This is a genomic window from Planctopirus sp. SH287 (assembly GCF_056500625.1).
Map to the genome: position 1 here is coordinate 740,192 of NZ_CM151403.1, position 17,103 is coordinate 757,294.

Annotated in this window: 18 protein-coding genes; 11 read left to right on the plus strand and 7 right to left on the minus strand. The window is 54.4% G+C overall.

Translation table 11 applies throughout. The annotated features are described in order from the left end of the window. Positions 1-93 precede the first annotated feature (93 nt). On the plus strand, positions 94-2,067 hold the full coding sequence (locus tag SH287x_RS02750; protein ID WP_479516914.1) for an HlyD family secretion protein: 1,974 nt from the start codon (positions 94-96) through the stop codon (positions 2,065-2,067). A gap of 365 nt (positions 2,068-2,432) precedes the next feature. Here the strand turns inward: SH287x_RS02750 and SH287x_RS02755 are convergent, their stop codons facing one another. Beyond that, positions 2,433-3,542 (minus strand): ATP-binding protein, encoded by a 1,110-nt coding sequence (locus SH287x_RS02755; protein WP_479516915.1) that lies wholly within the window; start codon positions 3,540-3,542, stop codon positions 2,433-2,435. A gap of 178 nt (positions 3,543-3,720) precedes the next feature. After that, positions 3,721-4,185, minus strand: coding sequence for a glycine cleavage system protein H (locus SH287x_RS02760; protein WP_479516916.1), 465 nt, complete (start codon positions 4,183-4,185; stop codon positions 3,721-3,723). Between the two features lie 278 nt (positions 4,186-4,463). On the opposite strand from SH287x_RS02760, the gene SH287x_RS02765 reads away from it, so the two are divergent. Then, positions 4,464-4,775, plus strand: coding sequence for a hypothetical protein (locus SH287x_RS02765; protein ID WP_479516917.1), 312 nt, complete (start codon positions 4,464-4,466; stop codon positions 4,773-4,775). On the opposite strand, the gene SH287x_RS02770 is transcribed toward SH287x_RS02765, so the two are convergent. Next, positions 4,765-5,538 (minus strand): cupredoxin domain-containing protein, encoded by a 774-nt coding sequence (locus tag SH287x_RS02770; RefSeq protein ID WP_479516918.1) that lies wholly within the window; start codon positions 5,536-5,538, stop codon positions 4,765-4,767. The two genes, SH287x_RS02765 and SH287x_RS02770, sit on opposite strands and share 11 nt — an antisense overlap. 300 nt (positions 5,539-5,838) lie before the next feature. On the opposite strand from SH287x_RS02770, the gene SH287x_RS02775 reads away from it, so the two are divergent. Beyond that, positions 5,839-6,501, plus strand: coding sequence for a YoaK family protein (locus SH287x_RS02775; RefSeq protein ID WP_479516919.1), 663 nt, complete (start codon positions 5,839-5,841; stop codon positions 6,499-6,501). A gap of 152 nt (positions 6,502-6,653) precedes the next feature. On the opposite strand, the gene SH287x_RS02780 is transcribed toward SH287x_RS02775, so the two are convergent. Together SH287x_RS02780 and SH287x_RS02785 are read right to left on the minus strand one after the other, a co-directional pair. Next, a complete protein-coding gene (locus SH287x_RS02780) occupies positions 6,654-6,869 on the minus strand; it encodes a hypothetical protein (protein WP_479516920.1) in 216 nt (71 codons plus the stop codon). Positions 6,870-7,543: 674 nt separating this feature from the next. Next, positions 7,544-7,915 carry a hypothetical protein gene (locus SH287x_RS02785; RefSeq protein WP_479516921.1) on the minus strand — a complete coding sequence of 124 codons (372 nt, stop codon included), beginning with the start codon at positions 7,913-7,915 and terminating at the stop codon, positions 7,544-7,546. A 236-nt stretch (positions 7,916-8,151) separates the two neighbouring features. Here SH287x_RS02785 and SH287x_RS02790 point away from each other — a divergent pair, with 236 nt between their 5' ends. From SH287x_RS02790 to SH287x_RS02800, 3 genes are read left to right on the plus strand one after another with little or no spacing between them, the layout of a single operon-like run. Then, the gene (locus SH287x_RS02790; RefSeq protein ID WP_479516922.1) at positions 8,152-8,385 is read left to right on the plus strand and encodes a hypothetical protein; all 234 of its coding nucleotides are present in this window, start codon (positions 8,152-8,154) and stop codon (positions 8,383-8,385) included. A gap of 8 nt (positions 8,386-8,393) precedes the next feature. Further along, positions 8,394-8,654 carry a hypothetical protein gene (locus SH287x_RS02795; RefSeq protein ID WP_479516923.1) on the plus strand — a complete coding sequence of 87 codons (261 nt, stop codon included), beginning with the start codon at positions 8,394-8,396 and terminating at the stop codon, positions 8,652-8,654. Further along, positions 8,651-8,866 (plus strand): ribbon-helix-helix domain-containing protein, encoded by a 216-nt coding sequence (locus SH287x_RS02800; RefSeq protein ID WP_479516924.1) that lies wholly within the window; start codon positions 8,651-8,653, stop codon positions 8,864-8,866. The genes SH287x_RS02795 and SH287x_RS02800 overlap by 4 nt, the downstream gene beginning before the upstream one ends. A 65-nt stretch (positions 8,867-8,931) precedes the next feature. On the opposite strand, the gene SH287x_RS02805 is transcribed toward SH287x_RS02800, so the two are convergent. After that, complete coding sequence (locus SH287x_RS02805; protein ID WP_479516925.1) at positions 8,932-9,660, minus strand: RluA family pseudouridine synthase; 729 nt, start codon at positions 9,658-9,660, stop codon at positions 8,932-8,934. A gap of 53 nt (positions 9,661-9,713) precedes the next feature. After that, complete coding sequence (locus SH287x_RS02810) at positions 9,714-11,063, minus strand: SGNH/GDSL hydrolase family protein (protein WP_479516926.1); 1,350 nt, start codon at positions 11,061-11,063, stop codon at positions 9,714-9,716. A gap of 254 nt (positions 11,064-11,317) precedes the next feature. Here SH287x_RS02810 and SH287x_RS02815 point away from each other — a divergent pair, with 254 nt between their 5' ends. The 5 genes from SH287x_RS02815 (at position 11,318) to SH287x_RS02835 (ending at position 17,088) form a co-directional block, all read left to right on the plus strand. Continuing rightward, a complete protein-coding gene (locus SH287x_RS02815; RefSeq protein WP_479516927.1) occupies positions 11,318-12,484 on the plus strand; it encodes a glycosyltransferase family protein in 1,167 nt (388 codons plus the stop codon). Between the two features lie 271 nt (positions 12,485-12,755). Next, positions 12,756-13,664, plus strand: a complete 909-nt coding sequence (locus SH287x_RS02820) for a bestrophin family protein (RefSeq protein ID WP_479516928.1) — start codon at positions 12,756-12,758, stop codon at positions 13,662-13,664. 165 nt (positions 13,665-13,829) lie between these two features. Further along, positions 13,830-14,723: a carbonic anhydrase gene (locus SH287x_RS02825; protein ID WP_479516929.1), complete on the plus strand. Its 894-nt coding sequence runs from the start codon at positions 13,830-13,832 to the stop codon at positions 14,721-14,723. 111 nt (positions 14,724-14,834) lie between these two features. After that, on the plus strand, positions 14,835-16,010 hold the full coding sequence (locus SH287x_RS02830) for a mandelate racemase/muconate lactonizing enzyme family protein (protein WP_479516930.1): 1,176 nt from the start codon (positions 14,835-14,837) through the stop codon (positions 16,008-16,010). 163 nt (positions 16,011-16,173) lie between these two features. Then, the gene (locus SH287x_RS02835; RefSeq protein WP_479516931.1) at positions 16,174-17,088 is read left to right on the plus strand and encodes a dihydrodipicolinate synthase family protein; all 915 of its coding nucleotides are present in this window, start codon (positions 16,174-16,176) and stop codon (positions 17,086-17,088) included. The last annotated feature ends 15 nt before the right edge of the window (positions 17,089-17,103 follow it).

The following is a 17,103-nucleotide window of genomic DNA, read 5'->3' on the forward strand; positions in this document are numbered from 1 at the left end:
TTACACGGAAACCCTGAGCGGTTGAAGAATGGTCAACCTGTCACGTCTCATCTTCCCGAAAGATCAGTTGATTCGTACTGGTAAGCATTCATCATGTCCGCACGCCTGACAGATCGCGCACAGATTGAAAGATTGATTGATCAACTGGCGGAAGCCGTTCATCAATCACAACCTTTGGCCCAAACGGTGCAACAGTTGCTGGCCAGTCTGGTTCCCTTAACTGGCGCGCGTGGGGCAAGGCTTTGGATCTGGCGATTATCTTCCGGCTCAGATGATAAGAAGACAGCTCAGACGTCACCAATGCCGAGCCTCTCGCAACCGCTGGCGATGGCCGTTGTGGGAGGTGCTGAACTGGCCCGATTTCCTGAGCCGGTTGCGAGTGATCTTCAGCAAGTCGCTTCTCTGGATGCTTCTTCGGCACCTCAAACAGTGGCACCAGTCTCTTCCAGTGCTGCTGTTGACTATGCGCATTCTTCAGTTGTCCGCTGGCTTGTCCCCGTCCGGAAATCTAACCGGACGCTGGCGGTTCTTGAAATTATTAAAGAACGAGCCGACTTTGATCCTCTTCCGCTCACGGCCATTATTTCTGAATTGCTGGCTGAACTGTTGCTCGATCAAGAGGTGAGGCAGCTGCGAGAAGCGGCTGAGCGTCGACAACGGCAATTCGCGTTCTTTCAACGGCTGGCTGCATCGGAACGATTAGATTCCATCGCACAGATCATTGCGCAAGAAGCCCGCAGCCTGCTGGGGTGTGACCGATTAAGTGTTATTCGATTGACAGGAACACAGGCCAGGGTGCTGGCCGTTTCCGGGACAGCCACGATTGACCGGCGAGCACCCACCATTCAGGCGATTGAGCACGATGTGGCAGCGGCGTTGATGTCCCCCCGGACGTTGCCATCAAAGACCATGGAAGAACTTGGGAATGATGTGCCCGAAGCCCACTCGCAGCAGGTGCGGGTGATCCGTGATGTGACGACCCAGATCCCGCTGGCTGCGGTCCTCATGGAGCAGTTCAAGCCAGAATCGGCGGGAATGGTGACCTGGGAAGAGATTCAGGGACGCTGGGAACAACTTGCGCCCAACGTGGAATCCTCGCTCAGACATGCACTGCTTGTCGAAAGTATTCCCTTTGCGAGTACCTGGCTGGGGCTTAGCCGTAGTCTTCGGACGACGTCGCTGAGGACATTGATCACCCGTCTGGTTGTGGCAGGTGGGATTCTGGGCGTCGTTGCTGCGCTGCTGCTCATTCCGGCAGATCTTGAGATGACGGGGCAGGGGGCTGTCTGGCCTAAGGAGCGCCGGCACATTTTTGCTCCCAATAGTGGTCGGGTGGATCAAATTTATCTCCAACAGGGAGCGATCGTCAAAGCGGGGGATTTGCTGATGACGCTCCGCAATCCTCAGCTGGAGTTGGAAGCAACACGCTTGCAGGGCGAAATTCTCACGCTGGAAAAGCAAATCGATGCCACGCGGTCAGCTCGTGTTCAACTCAATGCGGGAAACAACGAGCAGGCGTCCCAGGCCGCTGAGCTTTCAGCTCAGGAGTTGTCGCTTGAACAGCATCTGCGTTCATCACGTGATGAGCTGGTTCTGGTCAAAATGGCACAAAGTGAACTGGAGATTCGCAGCCCCGTCGATGGGGAAGTGACGACGTGGGATCCTCAGCAAAATCTGGCTGGCAGGCCGGTCGAGCGCGGCCAATTGCTTTTGTCCCTGGGGCAACCACTAGGGCCGTGGATTGTTGATATGAAGGTGAATGACCTTTCCGCAGGCCACATTCTGAGAGCAGCCCGGAATCAGGCCGATTTGCCTGCGAAATTCGTGTTAGCCACGCGCCCTGAGGAGATGTGTCATGCCCGGGTCGAAACGATCAGTGATGTCACGGAGCGGGACGAAATGGGGCAGCCATTTCTTCGCATCATTTTGTTGTTCGATCAGGCCACGGTGAACGGACTACGACCTGGTGCCACGGCGGTTCCCCGTGTTTATTGCGGCCAGGCTCCTTTGGGATATGTCTGGTTTCACGATTTGCTGGATCGGATCTGGTTGTGGTGGAGTCTTTGATGGATGAATGATGAGATATGAATAAAGTTTTATATGAGATGGTTGTTTTGGAGTTTTTTTTCAGAACTTTGATTAGGTGTGACAAGCTGCTGTCACTGACGATGTCGATATTTCCCAACGTTGCAGGTGATGTGGCGGTGGTTTTGTCCCGCGTTAAACGGCAGAGATGGGTCGGTTGGCGCATGCCTGTGGCTAACCACCGCCACACTTTCGTCACTTGAAGGCAGGTCACTTGAGAGCACGTGAGTTGAGAGCACTTGGCGTACCCGCTTGATGCAACGGTTTTAGCGGCATAGCTTCAGCCGCAAGAGGCACACTGTCAGGAACTGATGGAACGCTCGCGATGACTTTTCCACCAGTCAATTCTAGAAGTTGTCCAGGCTGTCGAGTAGATCATCGAGATCGTCTTTTGGCTGAGAAGTCTTTCCTTCCTGGCGTTTTGGAATTCCCACGGTCATTCCTACTGCCCCGCGACCATCGGCCACCAGCTCATGGTCACGTTCTTTGATCGCCATTTCCAGGGCCGATTCTGCGGAGTCATTGCCGCCGCCAAACAGCTTGGAAAGATCCACCTTGAAAGCTGTGGGGCCATCTCCTTCTGACCCGGCAATCGCCGGCGTTTTATGCTCCGGGAAGATGATGGCATTTGCGGGACACACACGGCTGCAAGCAGGGCATCCCTTTTTACAGCTGTCCTGTTGTTCGACAAGAATCTTATCCAGGGCATCGACGCCGTAAACACCGAACAAACAGAAATCGATGCACTCCATGCAGTTGGTGCAGCGGCTATAATCAATCACCGGATACCATCGCCGCTTTGTTGGTTGTTCCGTTCCCAACTGCAGAATATCGATGATGTTCGTGGGGGACTCACTGGGTGTGGTCATTCCCGTTTCCGTTGTTGCCGGAGGCAGTGACGGGGCGGATTGGGGCTTTATTTTTGTTGAGGCACTTCCGAACGAAAGACCCAACGAAATCACCGGTTGAGAGAGTTCAGCAGCGATCCTGTGAATTTCGTCCACGAAAGGCTGGGCACTCTCCCGTACCCGCAAATCAATTGACCAGATCGTTCTTCGCGGGCGAGCCAGATTTTTTGAGGTCTCCTCCGGACTTGACTCCTCAGTGGTCATCTCCTGACGGATTGCTGACCGGGAGTTGTCATCGTCGTCTTCGCTCTCATCGTCATCATCGACAAGAAGCGTTGTTCCCACTTTGCCTGAAATCTGCTGGCGGTCAAGAATCCAGTGGGCGGCGCGCGGGAACAGCCAGGAAAGCACAACCACATCGCCGGGCAGCGATCGCAAAAACATTAAACCGGTGTGATCAGCGGCTAGGTCGTAAAGGTTGGGGATGACAGAAACATCCACCTTTCCCCCCAGCATCAGCTGGACGGCAATCTCCTCCTCCAAGGCCCGCTTGATCGGATTCTTTCCTGGCGCCTGTGAGATGACCACAGTCAATTTGCCGGCAGCCATTCGAGACTCTCCTGCCAAATCACTCTTCAACGATTAAAAACCATGTTCCATCATGGCGGAGTTCTGGTGCTCCTGCAATTCGTGAACAACCGTAGCCACTCACTTCATGAGATCCCGGCAAGAAAGGTTGTGGCGAAACAGCATGGCAGGCAAGGGGGCGGTGGGCGAAGTGACGGGATTAACCGTCATCCCGGTTCATTTGGCCTTTGATGAGCGACTGGGTTTTCTCCCAGCTGGTTGCCAGCACTGCGACATAGTCAGCCGGGGTGAGCAATTCGGCGGGCGTGCGCATTTCATAGAGCCAGCCGTCACGATAAGGATCGGCATTGATGGCGCTGGGGTCAGAGGCGACAACAGGATTGAACTGCACAATCTCACCCGCTTCAGCGGCGTACATCGTGCTGAGTGCTTTAGAGCTTTCAATCTCCCCGATGGCCTGTTTTTTTGCGACGACGCTTCCGTCACCAATCGACCAGTCCAGAAAATAGACATCCTGAAGCAATCTCACGGCATAAGCGGTGAACCCGACACGGTACAGCCCTGCTTCCCGCTCAAGCAGCCAGAAATGTGTAGAGACATATTTCCGGTCGGTGAGAATTTTCGCCGGGAATTGACCCATCATGAATGTCAACTCGTCGGACATTAATGCCTGTCTCCTGCTTGTAGCAAAGTGCCATGCTCACGGCTTTGAGCTGTCTTTTATACACAACTTTTCGCCACCTGAACCGCACCACGAAATTGGCATGGGTGGCCCATACCACCTTGCGGCCCTTACCTCAATATCTGGCATACAGCCGAGGGAATTCAAGGGATTGATACTGTCCAAAAGTCACAGGGCAGGCTCCCGCCCCATACCGTTCGTCTCCCTTCGATCTCTTCCGAATTCCTTCGCGCTCTTCTTTTCTTCGCGGTAAAAACTCTTTGTCTCACCGCAAAGACGCGAAGAACGCAAAGGGGCATTCCGATGAGCAGGTTTATCCCAAGCCGGAACTCCCGTGGGTTGATCTGGTCATCACCCTTGATGGTGTAAATGCCCCGGCGCTTGCTCAGGGGGATAAGAAATTTATGTATAAAAGACAGCTCAGAGCCGTGAGCATGGCAAGAAGAGTCTTGAATTCTGAGCAGGCCACCTTGCCAAGAAAAATCAGTCTGGCGCAACAAAACGCCTTGAGAAATCTTCTCAAGGCGTTTTGTTGCAAGTCCATAAGTTTCGCCAGTTGGCTTACTTGTTAAAGCTGGCCAGAGGAACCTTAATGGTGCCCAGGTCATTGGCACCTGGCTTGAGTGTCATCTTGGCTGGCTTCTGAACGTATCCAGAACGTTCCTGCCACATGCGAACTTCAAACTCTTCACCAGCGGGAAGGTTTTCGATGGTGAACTTGCCATCTTTACCCGTCACGGCAAAGTAAGGGTGATCACAAACCATCCAGTGTCCCAGCATCCATGGGTGAATGTCGCAAGTGACCCGGAAAGGGATTCGTTCCTGTTCCGTTCCCTTGAGGGGGACACCGGTCTTGTTGCCGGGCTGGACGAGGAAGTTCACTGCGGTGTTCTTTGTGGAATAAGTGTGCACGTTGTGAGCGACAGCGTCAGTGTTGAGCACCTTGATGGGCTGGCCGGTCTGGACGGCAATCACGCGAGGCACAAAGGTGCAGGCCTGATTGTCAAATTCAACAGTTGCCGACTTGCCGGCCTTCAGATCAGGATGAATCGTCTTGGGAGCTTTGGTGAGATAGATCACCACATTGCTGATCCCCTTGGTGTCGGTGTCAATCACCAGGCTGTCGTCATTAATGTCGTTCTTGGCGCAGACAGCCGCGTCGCGGGCAGTGGAGTCTCCCTTGCGGACGAGAACCTTCACTTCGGGGACAGCGCCATCCAGGACGATCTGCCCTGACAGATTTCCCCAATCAGCCGCCTGGGAAGCAGCCCCCAGTGTTGTAATGGCGAGTGCGGTCCACGCGAACGAGACAAGCGACCGGAAAGATGTGTTCATGATGCGATCCTCGGGGTGATGCCTGTGTGTTTTGGGCGGGTTCAGGTGAAAACAGAATTCTCACCGGTGAGAAGTTTAGAGTAAACAGGGCGGCAGGCCTCGGCAAGCGGCACCAGACCTTCTGCGCCAAGAACCCATCAATTTTCAGCGAAATGAGGAGCAATCGCTCCTTTTTTTCACTTTTCGAGACGCTAGAAAAACCTTTTCAGGGACTTTCTCTTTGTGGCATCGACGTCGAGAGCTCTCGTGGTATAAACACGCTCCGTCTCTGCAAATTCGGATTTCCTGCGGTTGGTCTCCATGTTCACAAAGTTGCCTCGCTGGGTCGAAATTGGCGCGTTCTGGATGTCAGCGATCGCGGGGGCTGTGAATGCCATTGGTCTTCTGGGATTCGAGCATCAGGCCGTTTCTCACTTGACGGGAACTTTGTCCCTGCTCGGTCTTTCTTTCGTCAGCTTGCGAGCTGGGGAAGGAATCCACCTCGTGCTGATTTTGGTTTCGTTCTTGATCGGGGCGATGCTCAGCGGCCTGATCATCGAAAATGTGAGCCTGCGATTGGGGCGTGGAGACAGTCAGGCCCTGGTGCTCGAAGCCCTCTTGCTTGTCCTCGCAATGGCCTTGCTCCAATCCGGTTCCACCGCAGGACACTTTTTCGCCTCAGCCGCCTGTGGGCTGCAGAACGGAATGGTCAGCACCTATAGCGGAGCAGTCATTCGTACAACTCACGTCTCTGGTTTGTTTACCGATCTGGGAACCATGATTGGTCATCGTCTCCGAGGTCATGGATTTGATCGAAGAAAGGCATTTCTACTGTGGCTCCTTATTCTGGGGTTTCTCAGCGGAACGGCCATGGGAGCGATTGCATTTGAAAGTCTGAACTTTGTGGCACTTCTGATTCCCGCAGGGATGGCCGCTTTTTTAGCGGTTCTGCACTCTATCTCCACAAGAATCGGCAAGGCCTGATTTCGCCTCTCAGTTTCCGCGCAACAAGGCGTGCTGGGGTAGGAGCCTTGTGCTCATCATGTCCCCGTTCGTTTCTGTTTTTGCGTTGGAAAGAGTCCCGCCATGTCTCGCACGATTAAGCCGTCAAGCTCCTCCCCGTCCGGCAACAGCGCTCAGATGCCAAAGACCATTCTTCCGGCCAGTGGCCCGATCACGGTCACTGCCACCGTCACGCGCGATCCGGGTGACGATTCCCCGGTCACGGTACGGTTGGTGAACAAGGGCGTTGTGCTGGGTTCCACCAACCTGACCACCCCCGCCGGTTCTGGCAACGTCAGCTTCAGCTTCGACGTCAGCCTCCTGGGCAACGACTGCGACTTTGAACCCACGATTGAGGTTATTCCGTGCGAGGAATGTTCCGAGCCAGAATCGCCAGTGGAGACGCAGTGTTGTGAAGATCCGATACCCAGGAAGCTTACATTTGAATGTACGATGGCTCGGTGTATTTATGGTGACGGAGTTTTTAATCAGTGGGATGGTCGGTCAATAGATCTAGACTTTGGTGTAGATCCCTTAGGGCCGGATGATCATCGATGGCTTGGTCTTATCGACAATACATGTAAAGGAGAAGTGTACTTAAAGTGCTGGCCTGAAGGAGCGACACCACCGTGGAAATGGTTTGTGAGAATCAACAGTAGGGTTGCTACGCTTACTGCTGTCTCATGTGATCCATTCCTAATTGAAGGAACCGTAGTGATTGATCCTGAGTGGGTGGCCACAATCCCCCCAGATCTTTGTTGGCCAGATTGCGTCAGGGGGCCAGATAATGAGCGTCCTGAAGCTGTTTTAACCTTCAGAATCACCGAGTAACAAACTGAAGCTGAAGGCCTGTTTGTATATACCAACCCTCAATGGATGGATCGAATGCAAATTCACCAGGGGTGGACGCTCCTCCGCCAGTCCCTGACTTCCACTTCAAAGATCCGTTCCTGGGAACCCTAGTAGCGGAAGTCGTCTCCGGTCATCTCAAGAAAACTGAATCCCTAACAATTGCCCCCAGTTTTCAATCCCACCTCCCCTGAGCGTCTTTCGCTTTCGCGTCGACGATCGACTTTGGACAGCTCTTGCCCCAGAAATTTTGGAGCAAGTGGTCAATCATTTCCTGCTTCACAGGAGCAGTATCTGCTGCGGGCGTGGCTTTAGGCTTCTTGCTGGCCTTAGGCTTCGTGGTTGTGGCCATATTGTCTGCTTCCTCTTGGGGAGTTGGGTTACCGAGAATTTCAAGATTGCGAATGGCGTGATTGACCTCGCCGAGCGTCCATTGCTCAGCCAGGTCGGCATCGACTCGTTCATGCCGCTCGTAGCCGCGGCGGTGTTCGCAGATCGCAGGGTGGCCCTGGTTGAAATTCCGATTTCTACCGGGGTGGCAGGCCACTGGAGGACTCAGTTCGTGCCGCCAGTCCGATCGGTTTCCTCTCAGACCTTCAACACCTCACAAGGCTGGTTTTCTGGCAAGGAAACCTCCTCTGCCTGCGGCACACAGGTAGCCCGAAGACGGGCAACCTGTGCCACCCAGCGAGAATCTTGTATTTCTACCCGGATTTATATTTGGCACACACGAGTATTCCGGGTATCGTGGCCTGCGTCGCAGCCAACACTGGGAGCAGTCGCGTGCGTCATCCGAACAAACACATCAATGCCGCTCTCGAGCATGCAGCCAGCCTTGGCTGGGAAATCCGCATGAGCAACAGTCATGCGTTCTGCGTGATCTACTGCCCGGCTGGTGTGCGTGGTGCCTGCAAGATGTCCGTCTGGTCGACTCCCGCGAACCCCCAGAAGCACGCCAGTCGCATTGTCCGATTCGTTGACAAGTGCGTACATAATTCTCCAAACCCATTTGAATAGGAGGCAGCATGACTTACGAGTTCACAATGTGGGTGGACGCGGGTGAACGCGACCTGGACGAATGGGCGAACGCCCTGTACGAGGCGGGCGGGGATGATACGACGGCTGGCACCAGCAACGGCCAGGACTTTGTCGCGTTCGACCGTGACACGTCGTCGCTGGAGGATGCGATCCGCAGCGCCCATGCCACGCTGGCCGCTGCCGGCCTGCAGGTCATCCGCTGTGAGATCGATGCCGAGCAATTCACGGCGATGGGGCTGTCGTCATGAGCGGGATCGGCGACAGGGACGCGCCCAAGGCTGGAGCGAACCTCACCTACAACGTGACGATGCCGGCTGATTGGTGGGAGGCGGTCGGCAGGTTGGCAACCGCCAAAGAGACAACGCGCGCGGAATTGATCCGCGAGCTGATCGCCAAGGCGCTCTCGAAGGAAGAGCGGGCCAAGCTCAGCCAACCAGCCAAACGCGGGCGCCCGTGGTGATCCCCTGAAGGGTGGCCCCGGTAGAAATCAGAATTTCAACCGGGGCGACTCGGTAAGGAGCGGCATCAGCTCTGAAATTTCTTCCAGCGGGATTCTCCTAACAGAGCTTTCCAGCTGTCGGGAAGTGGGGCGTGCACTGTGACAGGTTCGTGTTTCACGGGGTGATCGAAGATGAGTGAGTGGGCGTGTAGCGCGATCATTGGGCCAAGAGGTTGAAGCGAGCCATAGCGAACATCCCCGACAATGATCGCGCCCGCGTGAGCCAACTGCACGCGAATCTGGTGGCTCCGCCCGGTGAGAGGCTGCACCTCAACAAGAGCGCGAACGCCACCGCGTGGAGGAGTCGTCGCTTCGCGGGCGGAGAACTCCTCGACCACGCGGTATTTTAAGCGAGCCATCTTCGCAAGCGGGTCGGTTTGTCTGACCACCTGAGTTTGATTGCGGGCCGTATCCTTCTTCAGCCAATCCACTAGTTCCCCCGATTCCGGGTGGATGCTCCCTTCGGTCAATGCCAGATAGGTCTTGTCGGGTTCCCGATCACGAAACTGAGCCGAGAGTCGGCTGGCGGCTTTTGAGGTTTTTGCCAGCAAAAGCACGCCAGAGACTGGCCGATCCAATCGATGCACCAGACCCACATAGACATTTCCGGGTTTCTGAAACCGGATGCGGAGATCGTCTATCGCACGGGCGACCATGCTTTCATCGCCCGTGTCATCTCCCATCGACAGCACCCCCGCTGGTTTATTGACCACCAGACAGTGGTTGTCTTCAAACAGAACGTCCAGAAGGGACATACACAACCCGGCTTATAGAAACTTGTGGCGTTTTCAGAAAGAAATCGACCGCGTTAGCGAGGTTCAATCACCCATTCCACGGTCACCGGTTGACGCAGTTCGTCAATCGTTTTGGTCAGTTCGGCCAACTTGGCTTCCACGGCTTCCGGTGTTTCTTCCGGCTTGGGTGTTTTGTCTTTGGCGGCACCAAAGGAACGCCGCCAGGCCTGGTATTCGATCTGCCGCCGGGCCGCGACGGCTTGATGGAGTTTTTCGGCACGGGTCTTGAGAGCAGGAACGTCTGTGGGAAGCATGGCGATGCCAGCCAGCAGTTCTTCTGCGGTTGTCGCGCGAACTTCTTCGCCATTTGCTGTGATACGCAGCGTTTTCTCGCCGGGCAGGTCTTCCAGTGCCGAAAGATCAGCGTTCCACGCGGGATCACCTAACCATCCTTCTTCACGGTGCCATTCCAGAAGTTTTTCATCGACCTTGGGAATGAACCAGGGAAGCGTCTCTGTCGTTGTGGCCGAGAATGTTCCCTCTTTGGCGCCGGGCTTGAAAGTCCGTTCAACGGTCGGTTGTTCCATTTGTAGCATGGAAGCGGCTGCCATGGCCATGAGCCAGTGCCCGGTCGTGTTGGGATGCACAGCGTCAGGAGCCAGATGAAACGAGACCTCTTCTTCGCGACGGCGTGCCAGCCAGTCGTTCAGATAGCTATGGACATCACCCACGTGAACATGTTCTCCATCGGCGAGGGTCATCAGCCATTCGGAATAGGTTCCCAGCGTGTCGTCATAGTTCAAAAACGGAAATTGGTAGCCATAGTGACGTGCTTTGGCGTTGCTCGCTTTTCGCTGGTAAGGGTCGAATGGCGGGGGTGTCAGGATCAGAATGTCACGGGCTTTGGCTTCTTCAAAACCCCGTTTGAGCATTTCCTGCACACCATCCCGATAGGCAAAAAAGCGGTTCCATTCAAAGGGATGATAGATGCCGTCGTTCATGCCAAAGCAGCTGACAAGAATGGCTGGCTTCAAAGGTGGCAGGTCGCGGGTCAAGCGATCCAGGGCGCAAGGACGGGGCGGGTTGTGGTCGGCTTCGGTCAAGCCCGACAGGGTTTCGCTGCTGATCCCGCGATTATAGATCCGGCCTTTCCAATCGGGACGAGAAGCTGATAACCAGGCTTCGACCAGATCAACATAGGCGCCTCCCTGGGTGATACTGTCGCCGTAAAAGACGATGACGTCGTCGTTCTGGACATCAATTTGTGCCAGAGCCGTGGCGGCGCCCGACAGGGTTAACAGGGCCGAAGTGGCCGCGCTCAAGAGGAGACGTCCCCACCAACTGTGGCTGGTCTGTGGTGTCGGAATTCGCCGGAGGATCGGGCTGGTGCAGGTTGTTGTGTGGGTTTCAGCAGGGCCGGGCATGGTGTTTCCTCAAAAGGTGAACTCATGGGATGAGAAGAGCATACCGGGCAGACCGGTTCTTGTATCGGTCGAGAGATTTTTGCAGAAATTGCCGTCTGATTGACAGCTTTTTCTCTGGGAGATTTCCGTCAACGACCCGACTTTGAAACTCATCAGAGTCGCACAGGATTTTCTACGAATCTTCATCAGTAGCGAATAGCATTGTGATTGATGATCGAGTCGTCGGCAGTTGTGCAAAAACAATGAGGCTTATCATGGCTCACCTTGTTTTTAGTCTCGCGGGAGAAGGTCGTGGTCATGCTGTCCGTGTCCACACGTTGATCGAGCGGTTGAAGGGGACGCATCGGATCACCGTCTTCGCACCGGATCAGGCGTACGAGTTCCTCTCGCCACTGTATGTCTCTTCCCGCGATCGGGTGCAGATCGAGCAGATTCCTGGCCTGCGGTTTCATTACACCAACTCGCGAATGGACGTTTCCCGTTCGATTTGGGAAGGGGTGAAGTACGCAGCCGTGACGTTGCCGATTGTCGTTCGCAAGCTGCGAAAGTTTATCGAACGCGAACAGCCCGATCTGGCGATTATTGACTTTGAACCGGCTCTTTCGCGTGCTGCGGCAAAATGTGGTTTGCCAGCGATGATTCTGGATCATCAGCATGTTTTGCGGGCCTGTGATTTCTCGATGTTGCCGACCGATCTGGCCCGCCATGCGGCGTCCATGAGTTGGGCTGTCTGGGCCTTTTATGCCTCGGCCGAGCGGACACTGGTTTCTTCTTTTTATACGCCCCCTTTGAAGCCTCAATTTCAGTCGGTGATGCAGGTCGGCCCGCTGCTGCGTAGCGAAGTCACCCGCCACTCGACAAGTTGTGAAGGGCATGTGCTTTCTTATCTTCGGCCACAGACTTCCGACGCCACGCTTCAGGTGCTGACCACTCTTCCTAACCCGATCAAGGTCTATGGATTGGGTGAGCGGCCTCCGCGGGAAAACCTCACCTTCCACGCGATTCATGAAACCACCTTTCTGGATGATCTCTCTTCGTGCCGGGCGGTCATCAGTGCGGCGGGTAATCAGCTTTGTGGAGAAGCGGTTTATCTGGGAAAACCGCTTCTCGCTTTACCAGAGAATCAGCATTTTGAACAGCGGATCAATGCCTGGTTCCTGAAGGACATGGGGGCGGGGGATTTCTGTGAATTGGAAGAATTCACCTCAGAAAAGCTGCTGAGCTTCTGGAAGCGGCTTCCTGATTTAGAAAAGCAGGCCGCTGCCTATCGTGGAAAAAACGATGGGACACCCATTGTGCTTGAGCAGATCGAGCAGATGCTGCGAAAGCATGCTCCCGCCATGCGAAATCCGGAAACGCCCTCGTCGCGTGGAACTCTGGCAACCTCCCGTGGTCTGGTCACGCAGAAGCATTCCTCGTAGACACCTGTCAGGTCGATCAAAAGATCCTTCATTGTCCTTTCTGCTGGTTGGCCGAAGGATCGCGAGTCGATCTATCCAGCGTTTTCAATCTGGGGTACATCTCTCCCCTCAATTGCCATAAATTTTTCTCTCTTGAGGGAGAAGGTGGCCGCAGGCTCCGGATGAGGGTGAGCATCGCCGGCGGAATGACTGGTGATTGATCGCCGGTCTGTCCCCGACCGTTTCGTTTCATTACCCTCGTAAGGTTCGACACTGTTCGCTGGTCAATACGATGATTGAATACAATCGCTACAGTTGGTGGAAAACGGCGTTTTCCTTTCGGGGAACATCCCTCCCGCGAGCCGGAAAGCGGATTCTGCTCTGTGTGATCTACACTCTGGCTGTGCAGGCGGTCTTTGAACTCGGAAGTGAACAGCACTGGTTCATTGAAGAGCATTTTCTCGGCATTGATCCCGTTGGTCACGCGGTGGTGGGTTCGCTTTTGGGCTTCCTGATCGTCTTCCGCATGAATTCGTCGAATAATCGCTACTGGGAAGGACGGTCTCACTGGGGGCAGTTAATCAACAGCTCTCGCAATCTTGTCCGGTTTGGATGTGAATACTCCGACGGTGGCAAAGTCCTTGCCCGTTTAGTTTCCGGTTACGTGATCACGTTGAAACGCTCACTCCATGGGCAACGGGATACTGTTGAAGCCGACCTTTATCTTCCCGAAAAACTGTGCGAACAAGTGAGCCGGTTTGGGAATATCCCGACTGGAGTCGCGGCCAGCATTTCTCACTGGATCGGAGAGCTTTACCGGCAAGGGAAACTGGATTCGATCCAGGTCAGGCATATGGAAGATCAGCTTTCCAAAATGGTTGATTCTCAGGGCGGTTGTGAGAAAATTCAAAAGACGCCGCTGCCGTTTATCTATGTCACGATGATCAAGCAATTGATTCTGGCATACCTGCTCACGTTACCGCTGGTACTCTGCGAACGCTGTGGTTGGTGGTCACCGGTGCTGGTGGCGGTTGTTGCTTTGGCACTTCTGGGGATGGAAGAGGCCAGCGTTGAAATCGAAGATCCCTTTGGTCTCGACCAGAACTGCCTTGATCTTGATGCGATTACGCTGACCATTGCCCGTGATACGGGGCAACTGGCGACCTTCCAGCCCAAGTTTGTCGAAGACGACATGGTCTGATCTCAACGCTGTCAGTTCATTCCCATTGAGATTTTGGGAAGCCAACATCTCGAAATCGTGAGATTTTCCCATTCGGAAATCCCCGCCGATCCGGCATGATGAGATGCAGGGTGGCCGTCTCAATCCCTCCCTCTGTTCTTTACTGGTATTTAAGGCCGACTGTTCATGGATTTGATCTATCGCTACGACCCCTTTGCACCGATCACCCCGCGACATATTCCCACGACCGATGCAGCCGTGGATAACCTGCTGCAAGGGAACGCCCGGTTCATAGAACTTGTTCGCCGGATGCAGCGGCATACACTCGATCAATCGAATCAGGAACCCATCGTCGTTCCGATCAGTCCTGTGGCCATGGGGCTGCCGCTCTATGAAGGGGCCGTTCTGACGCAGGCGCCGTTCGCTGTGGTGCTGGGATGCTCGGACGCTCGCGTGCCGACCGAACAAATCTTTGACCAGTCTTTTAACGATCTGTTTGTACTGCGAATTGCCGGCAACGTACTCGGGTCAGAATGCCTTGGCTCTCTTCACTATGCGGTTAAAGCGCTTGGTGAAAGTTTGAAAGTCGTGGTTGTGCTGGGACATTCCAAATGCGGCGCGGTGACTGCGGCCGTCGATACTTATCTCTCTCCCGAAGCCTATGCCGATATCGCCTATACTTTCCCGCTGCGTTCTCTGGTCGATCAAATCCAGATCGCCGTTCGTGGGGCTTCGCGCAGCTTGAAGTCTTATGCCCCGATTTTTGAGCACAACCCTGATCTGTATCGTTCGTTCCTGGTCGCTGTGACTTCATATATCAACAGCGCTATTTCGGCACTGGAACTTCAGCGGGAATTGAAGCTCCGTGTGAAGAATCCTCCGCAAGTCAAATTCGGGGTTTACGACTTCGATAGCCTGCGAGTCCAGGCGCTTCCGTTGGAATCATCCGCTCCGCCAGAATTGAGAAACGCCCCTGAGTCTCCCGAAGAACTCTCGTTGTATTCAGCGGAAGTGGTCGAAGCGTTATTTAATCTTCCCGATGAAGAACGCGATAGCTGCCGGCTCACTATTAAACTGTAAATCACTATTAAACGTATATCACATCCTGTTCACTGCCTATCCCTCCGTGGGAGTGTTGTTATTAACCTTCCACTGAGGTGATCTTCTCCTCTCTCTGCGAATTCTTGTGATATGACGATAGCCCAACTCCATGCGTGGAAAGTTTTGATTCCTCTCAAGCGGCGTGTGACACATGCGTCTCATTCTCGTACGAACACCATGTCGCTGGTTGTGCGTTGCACACTCGAGACCGGGGAAGTGGGGTGGGGAGAAGGGCTGCCTCGCAAGTATGTGACGGGAGAAACCATCGACGATGCCTGGGATATCATCGATCAATCGAATATTCCCTCACAGTTGACTGGCTCATGGAAACACTTGTCGGAAGCGATTTCACTTTGTCAGAAGTTCCGGCTAAAGCCCTCATTGGACGATGACCGCCAGTGTTTTGGAAATTCCATCCGCTGCGCTATTGAGCTATCGATTCTCGATGCCGCCTGCCGCCGTGAAGGCGTACCGTTGTCGCATGTGACGACCCTTGCGCCATGGCCCGAATTGCCGCGTCATTCCGTAGATCGCGTTCGCTATAGCGCGGCTTTTACGTCAATGAACTGGCTTAAGCTGATGATTCGCTGTGCCAAATTAAAGTGTTATGACTTCGCTGCTGCCAAACTGAAAGTGGGTGTGGCCGGTCGAGATGATGTCATGCAGGCCCGCTGGATTCGGCGGTTTCTCGGACAGGAATTCAACCTGCGAATCGACGCCAATGAAGCCTGGGCACCGGAAGAAGTGGCACCGCATCTTGAACGGTTGATGCCATTTAATATCACTTCCTGCGAGCAACCCGTGCGGCATGAACTTGTCAAAGAACTCGCCGCTGTCCGGAAACGGGTGAATGTCCCGCTGATGCTCGATGAATCTCTTTGCAGCATGGTCGATGCTCAACGTGCTGTCGATGATGGGACGTGTGACCTCTTTAACTTGCGGCTGTCGAAGTGCGGCGGCTTCCTCCCTTCGCTCGAGTTGGCCGCGATGGCTAAACGGCATGGGTTAGGTTATCAGCTGGGATGCCAGGTGGGAGAAACCGGCATCCTCTCGGCTGCTGGCCGTCACTTTGCCACGTCTGTGGCCGAGATCCGCTATCTCGAAGGAAGCTTTGATCGTTTTCTGGTGCGGGAGCCTCTGACGCCAGAAGACCTGACGTTTGGTCGTGGTGGCTGGGCTTCGGCATTGACCGAGCCAGGACTGGGCATACCGGTCAACCCGGCGATGGTGGAACGCGTCGCAGTCGATCAAAAACGCGTCCTCTGAAAGATCAACGGGACAAGCTTTTTGACCCGCTTCCTCATTTGTCTTTGAACTCTGGAAGAAATTGTGCCTCCCGGAGAATTCTCTATTTGACATCTGCGTCCAATGTCCGTATTCTCACAAGTGTCTTTTTGCACGCAACATCAAAATAGGTGAAAGCAACGCTATGTGGCACGGTGTTTATCCTGCGGTAACAACTCAGTTTAAGTCGGATTTCTCAGTTGACATGGAGGCCACCTTAAACCATGTCGAGTTGCTGATGAATGAAGGCGTGCATGGCTTGATCATGCTGGGAAGCGTGGGAGAGAACACCACGTTAGAGCCACAGGAAAAGCGGGAAGTCCTGAAACAGGTCATTAACCACGTTGGTGGACGGATGCCTGTACTAAGCGGCGTTGCGGAATACACCACGGCGATGGCTTGCCGTTATGCCGCTGATGCTGCTGATTTGGGTGCGAACGGTCTGATGGTTCTGCCTTGCATGGTTTATAAAGCCGATGCTCGTGAAGCGATGGCTCACTTCCGCACGGTTGCCGATGCGTCCCCGCTTCCAATCATGATCTACAACAACCCGGTGGCTTACACTGTGGATGTGACGCCCGACATGCTGGCTGAGCTGGCCGACGAACCCAAGTTTGTGGCCGTCAAAGAATCTTCAGATAACATTCGCCGGATCACCGATATTCGCAATCTGCTGGGGAACCGGTATACGCTGCTTTCTGGCGTGGATGACCTGGCTCTGGAAAGTATTCTACTGGGGGCTGAAGGTTGGGTTTCCGGCTTGGTGAATGCGTTTCCTGCAGAAAACCGTGCTCTCTGGGATCTGGCTCTGGCTGGCCGTTGGCAAGAGGCGTTAGAGATTTACCGTTGGTACACACCGCTGTTGCATCTCGATACTCATCCCAAACTGGTTCAGTATATTAAGCTCTGCATGGTGGAAACCGGCGTGGGGAGCGAACTGACTCGTCCGCCACGCCTTCCATTGGTGGGTGAGGAGCGAACAAAGATCACCCAGATCATCCGTCACGCCATCGCCACACGCCCGAATCTCGATGCTGTCCTTTCGCTCTCTGCCAATTGAAATGGGTTCCTCCTG

What these genes read in the sequence shown, in the direction of transcription:
- SH287x_RS02795 (WP_479516923.1), top strand. Translation starts at nt 8,394, where the DNA reads ATGACTTACGAGTTCACAATGTGGGTGGACGCGGGTGAACGCGACCTG.
- SH287x_RS02770 (WP_479516918.1), bottom strand. Translation starts at nt 5,538, where the DNA reads ATGAACACATCTTTCCGGTCGCTTGTCTCGTTCGCGTGGACCGCACTC.
- SH287x_RS02750 (WP_479516914.1), top strand. Translation starts at nt 94, where the DNA reads ATGTCCGCACGCCTGACAGATCGCGCACAGATTGAAAGATTGATTGAT.
- SH287x_RS02805 (WP_479516925.1), bottom strand. Translation starts at nt 9,660, where the DNA reads ATGTCCCTTCTGGACGTTCTGTTTGAAGACAACCACTGTCTGGTGGTC.
- SH287x_RS02760 (WP_479516916.1), bottom strand. Translation starts at nt 4,185, where the DNA reads ATGTCCGACGAGTTGACATTCATGATGGGTCAATTCCCGGCGAAAATT.
- SH287x_RS02825 (WP_479516929.1), top strand. Translation starts at nt 13,830, where the DNA reads ATGGATTTGATCTATCGCTACGACCCCTTTGCACCGATCACCCCGCGA.
- SH287x_RS02775 (WP_479516919.1), top strand. Translation starts at nt 5,839, where the DNA reads ATGTTCACAAAGTTGCCTCGCTGGGTCGAAATTGGCGCGTTCTGGATG.
- SH287x_RS02810 (WP_479516926.1), bottom strand. Translation starts at nt 11,063, where the DNA reads ATGCCCGGCCCTGCTGAAACCCACACAACAACCTGCACCAGCCCGATC.
- SH287x_RS02755 (WP_479516915.1), bottom strand. Translation starts at nt 3,542, where the DNA reads ATGGCTGCCGGCAAATTGACTGTGGTCATCTCACAGGCGCCAGGAAAG.
- SH287x_RS02820 (WP_479516928.1), top strand. Translation starts at nt 12,756, where the DNA reads ATGATTGAATACAATCGCTACAGTTGGTGGAAAACGGCGTTTTCCTTT.
- SH287x_RS02830 (WP_479516930.1), top strand. Translation starts at nt 14,835, where the DNA reads ATGACGATAGCCCAACTCCATGCGTGGAAAGTTTTGATTCCTCTCAAG.
- SH287x_RS02800 (WP_479516924.1), top strand. Translation starts at nt 8,651, where the DNA reads ATGAGCGGGATCGGCGACAGGGACGCGCCCAAGGCTGGAGCGAACCTC.
- SH287x_RS02815 (WP_479516927.1), top strand. Translation starts at nt 11,318, where the DNA reads ATGGCTCACCTTGTTTTTAGTCTCGCGGGAGAAGGTCGTGGTCATGCT.
- SH287x_RS02835 (WP_479516931.1), top strand. Translation starts at nt 16,174, where the DNA reads ATGTGGCACGGTGTTTATCCTGCGGTAACAACTCAGTTTAAGTCGGAT.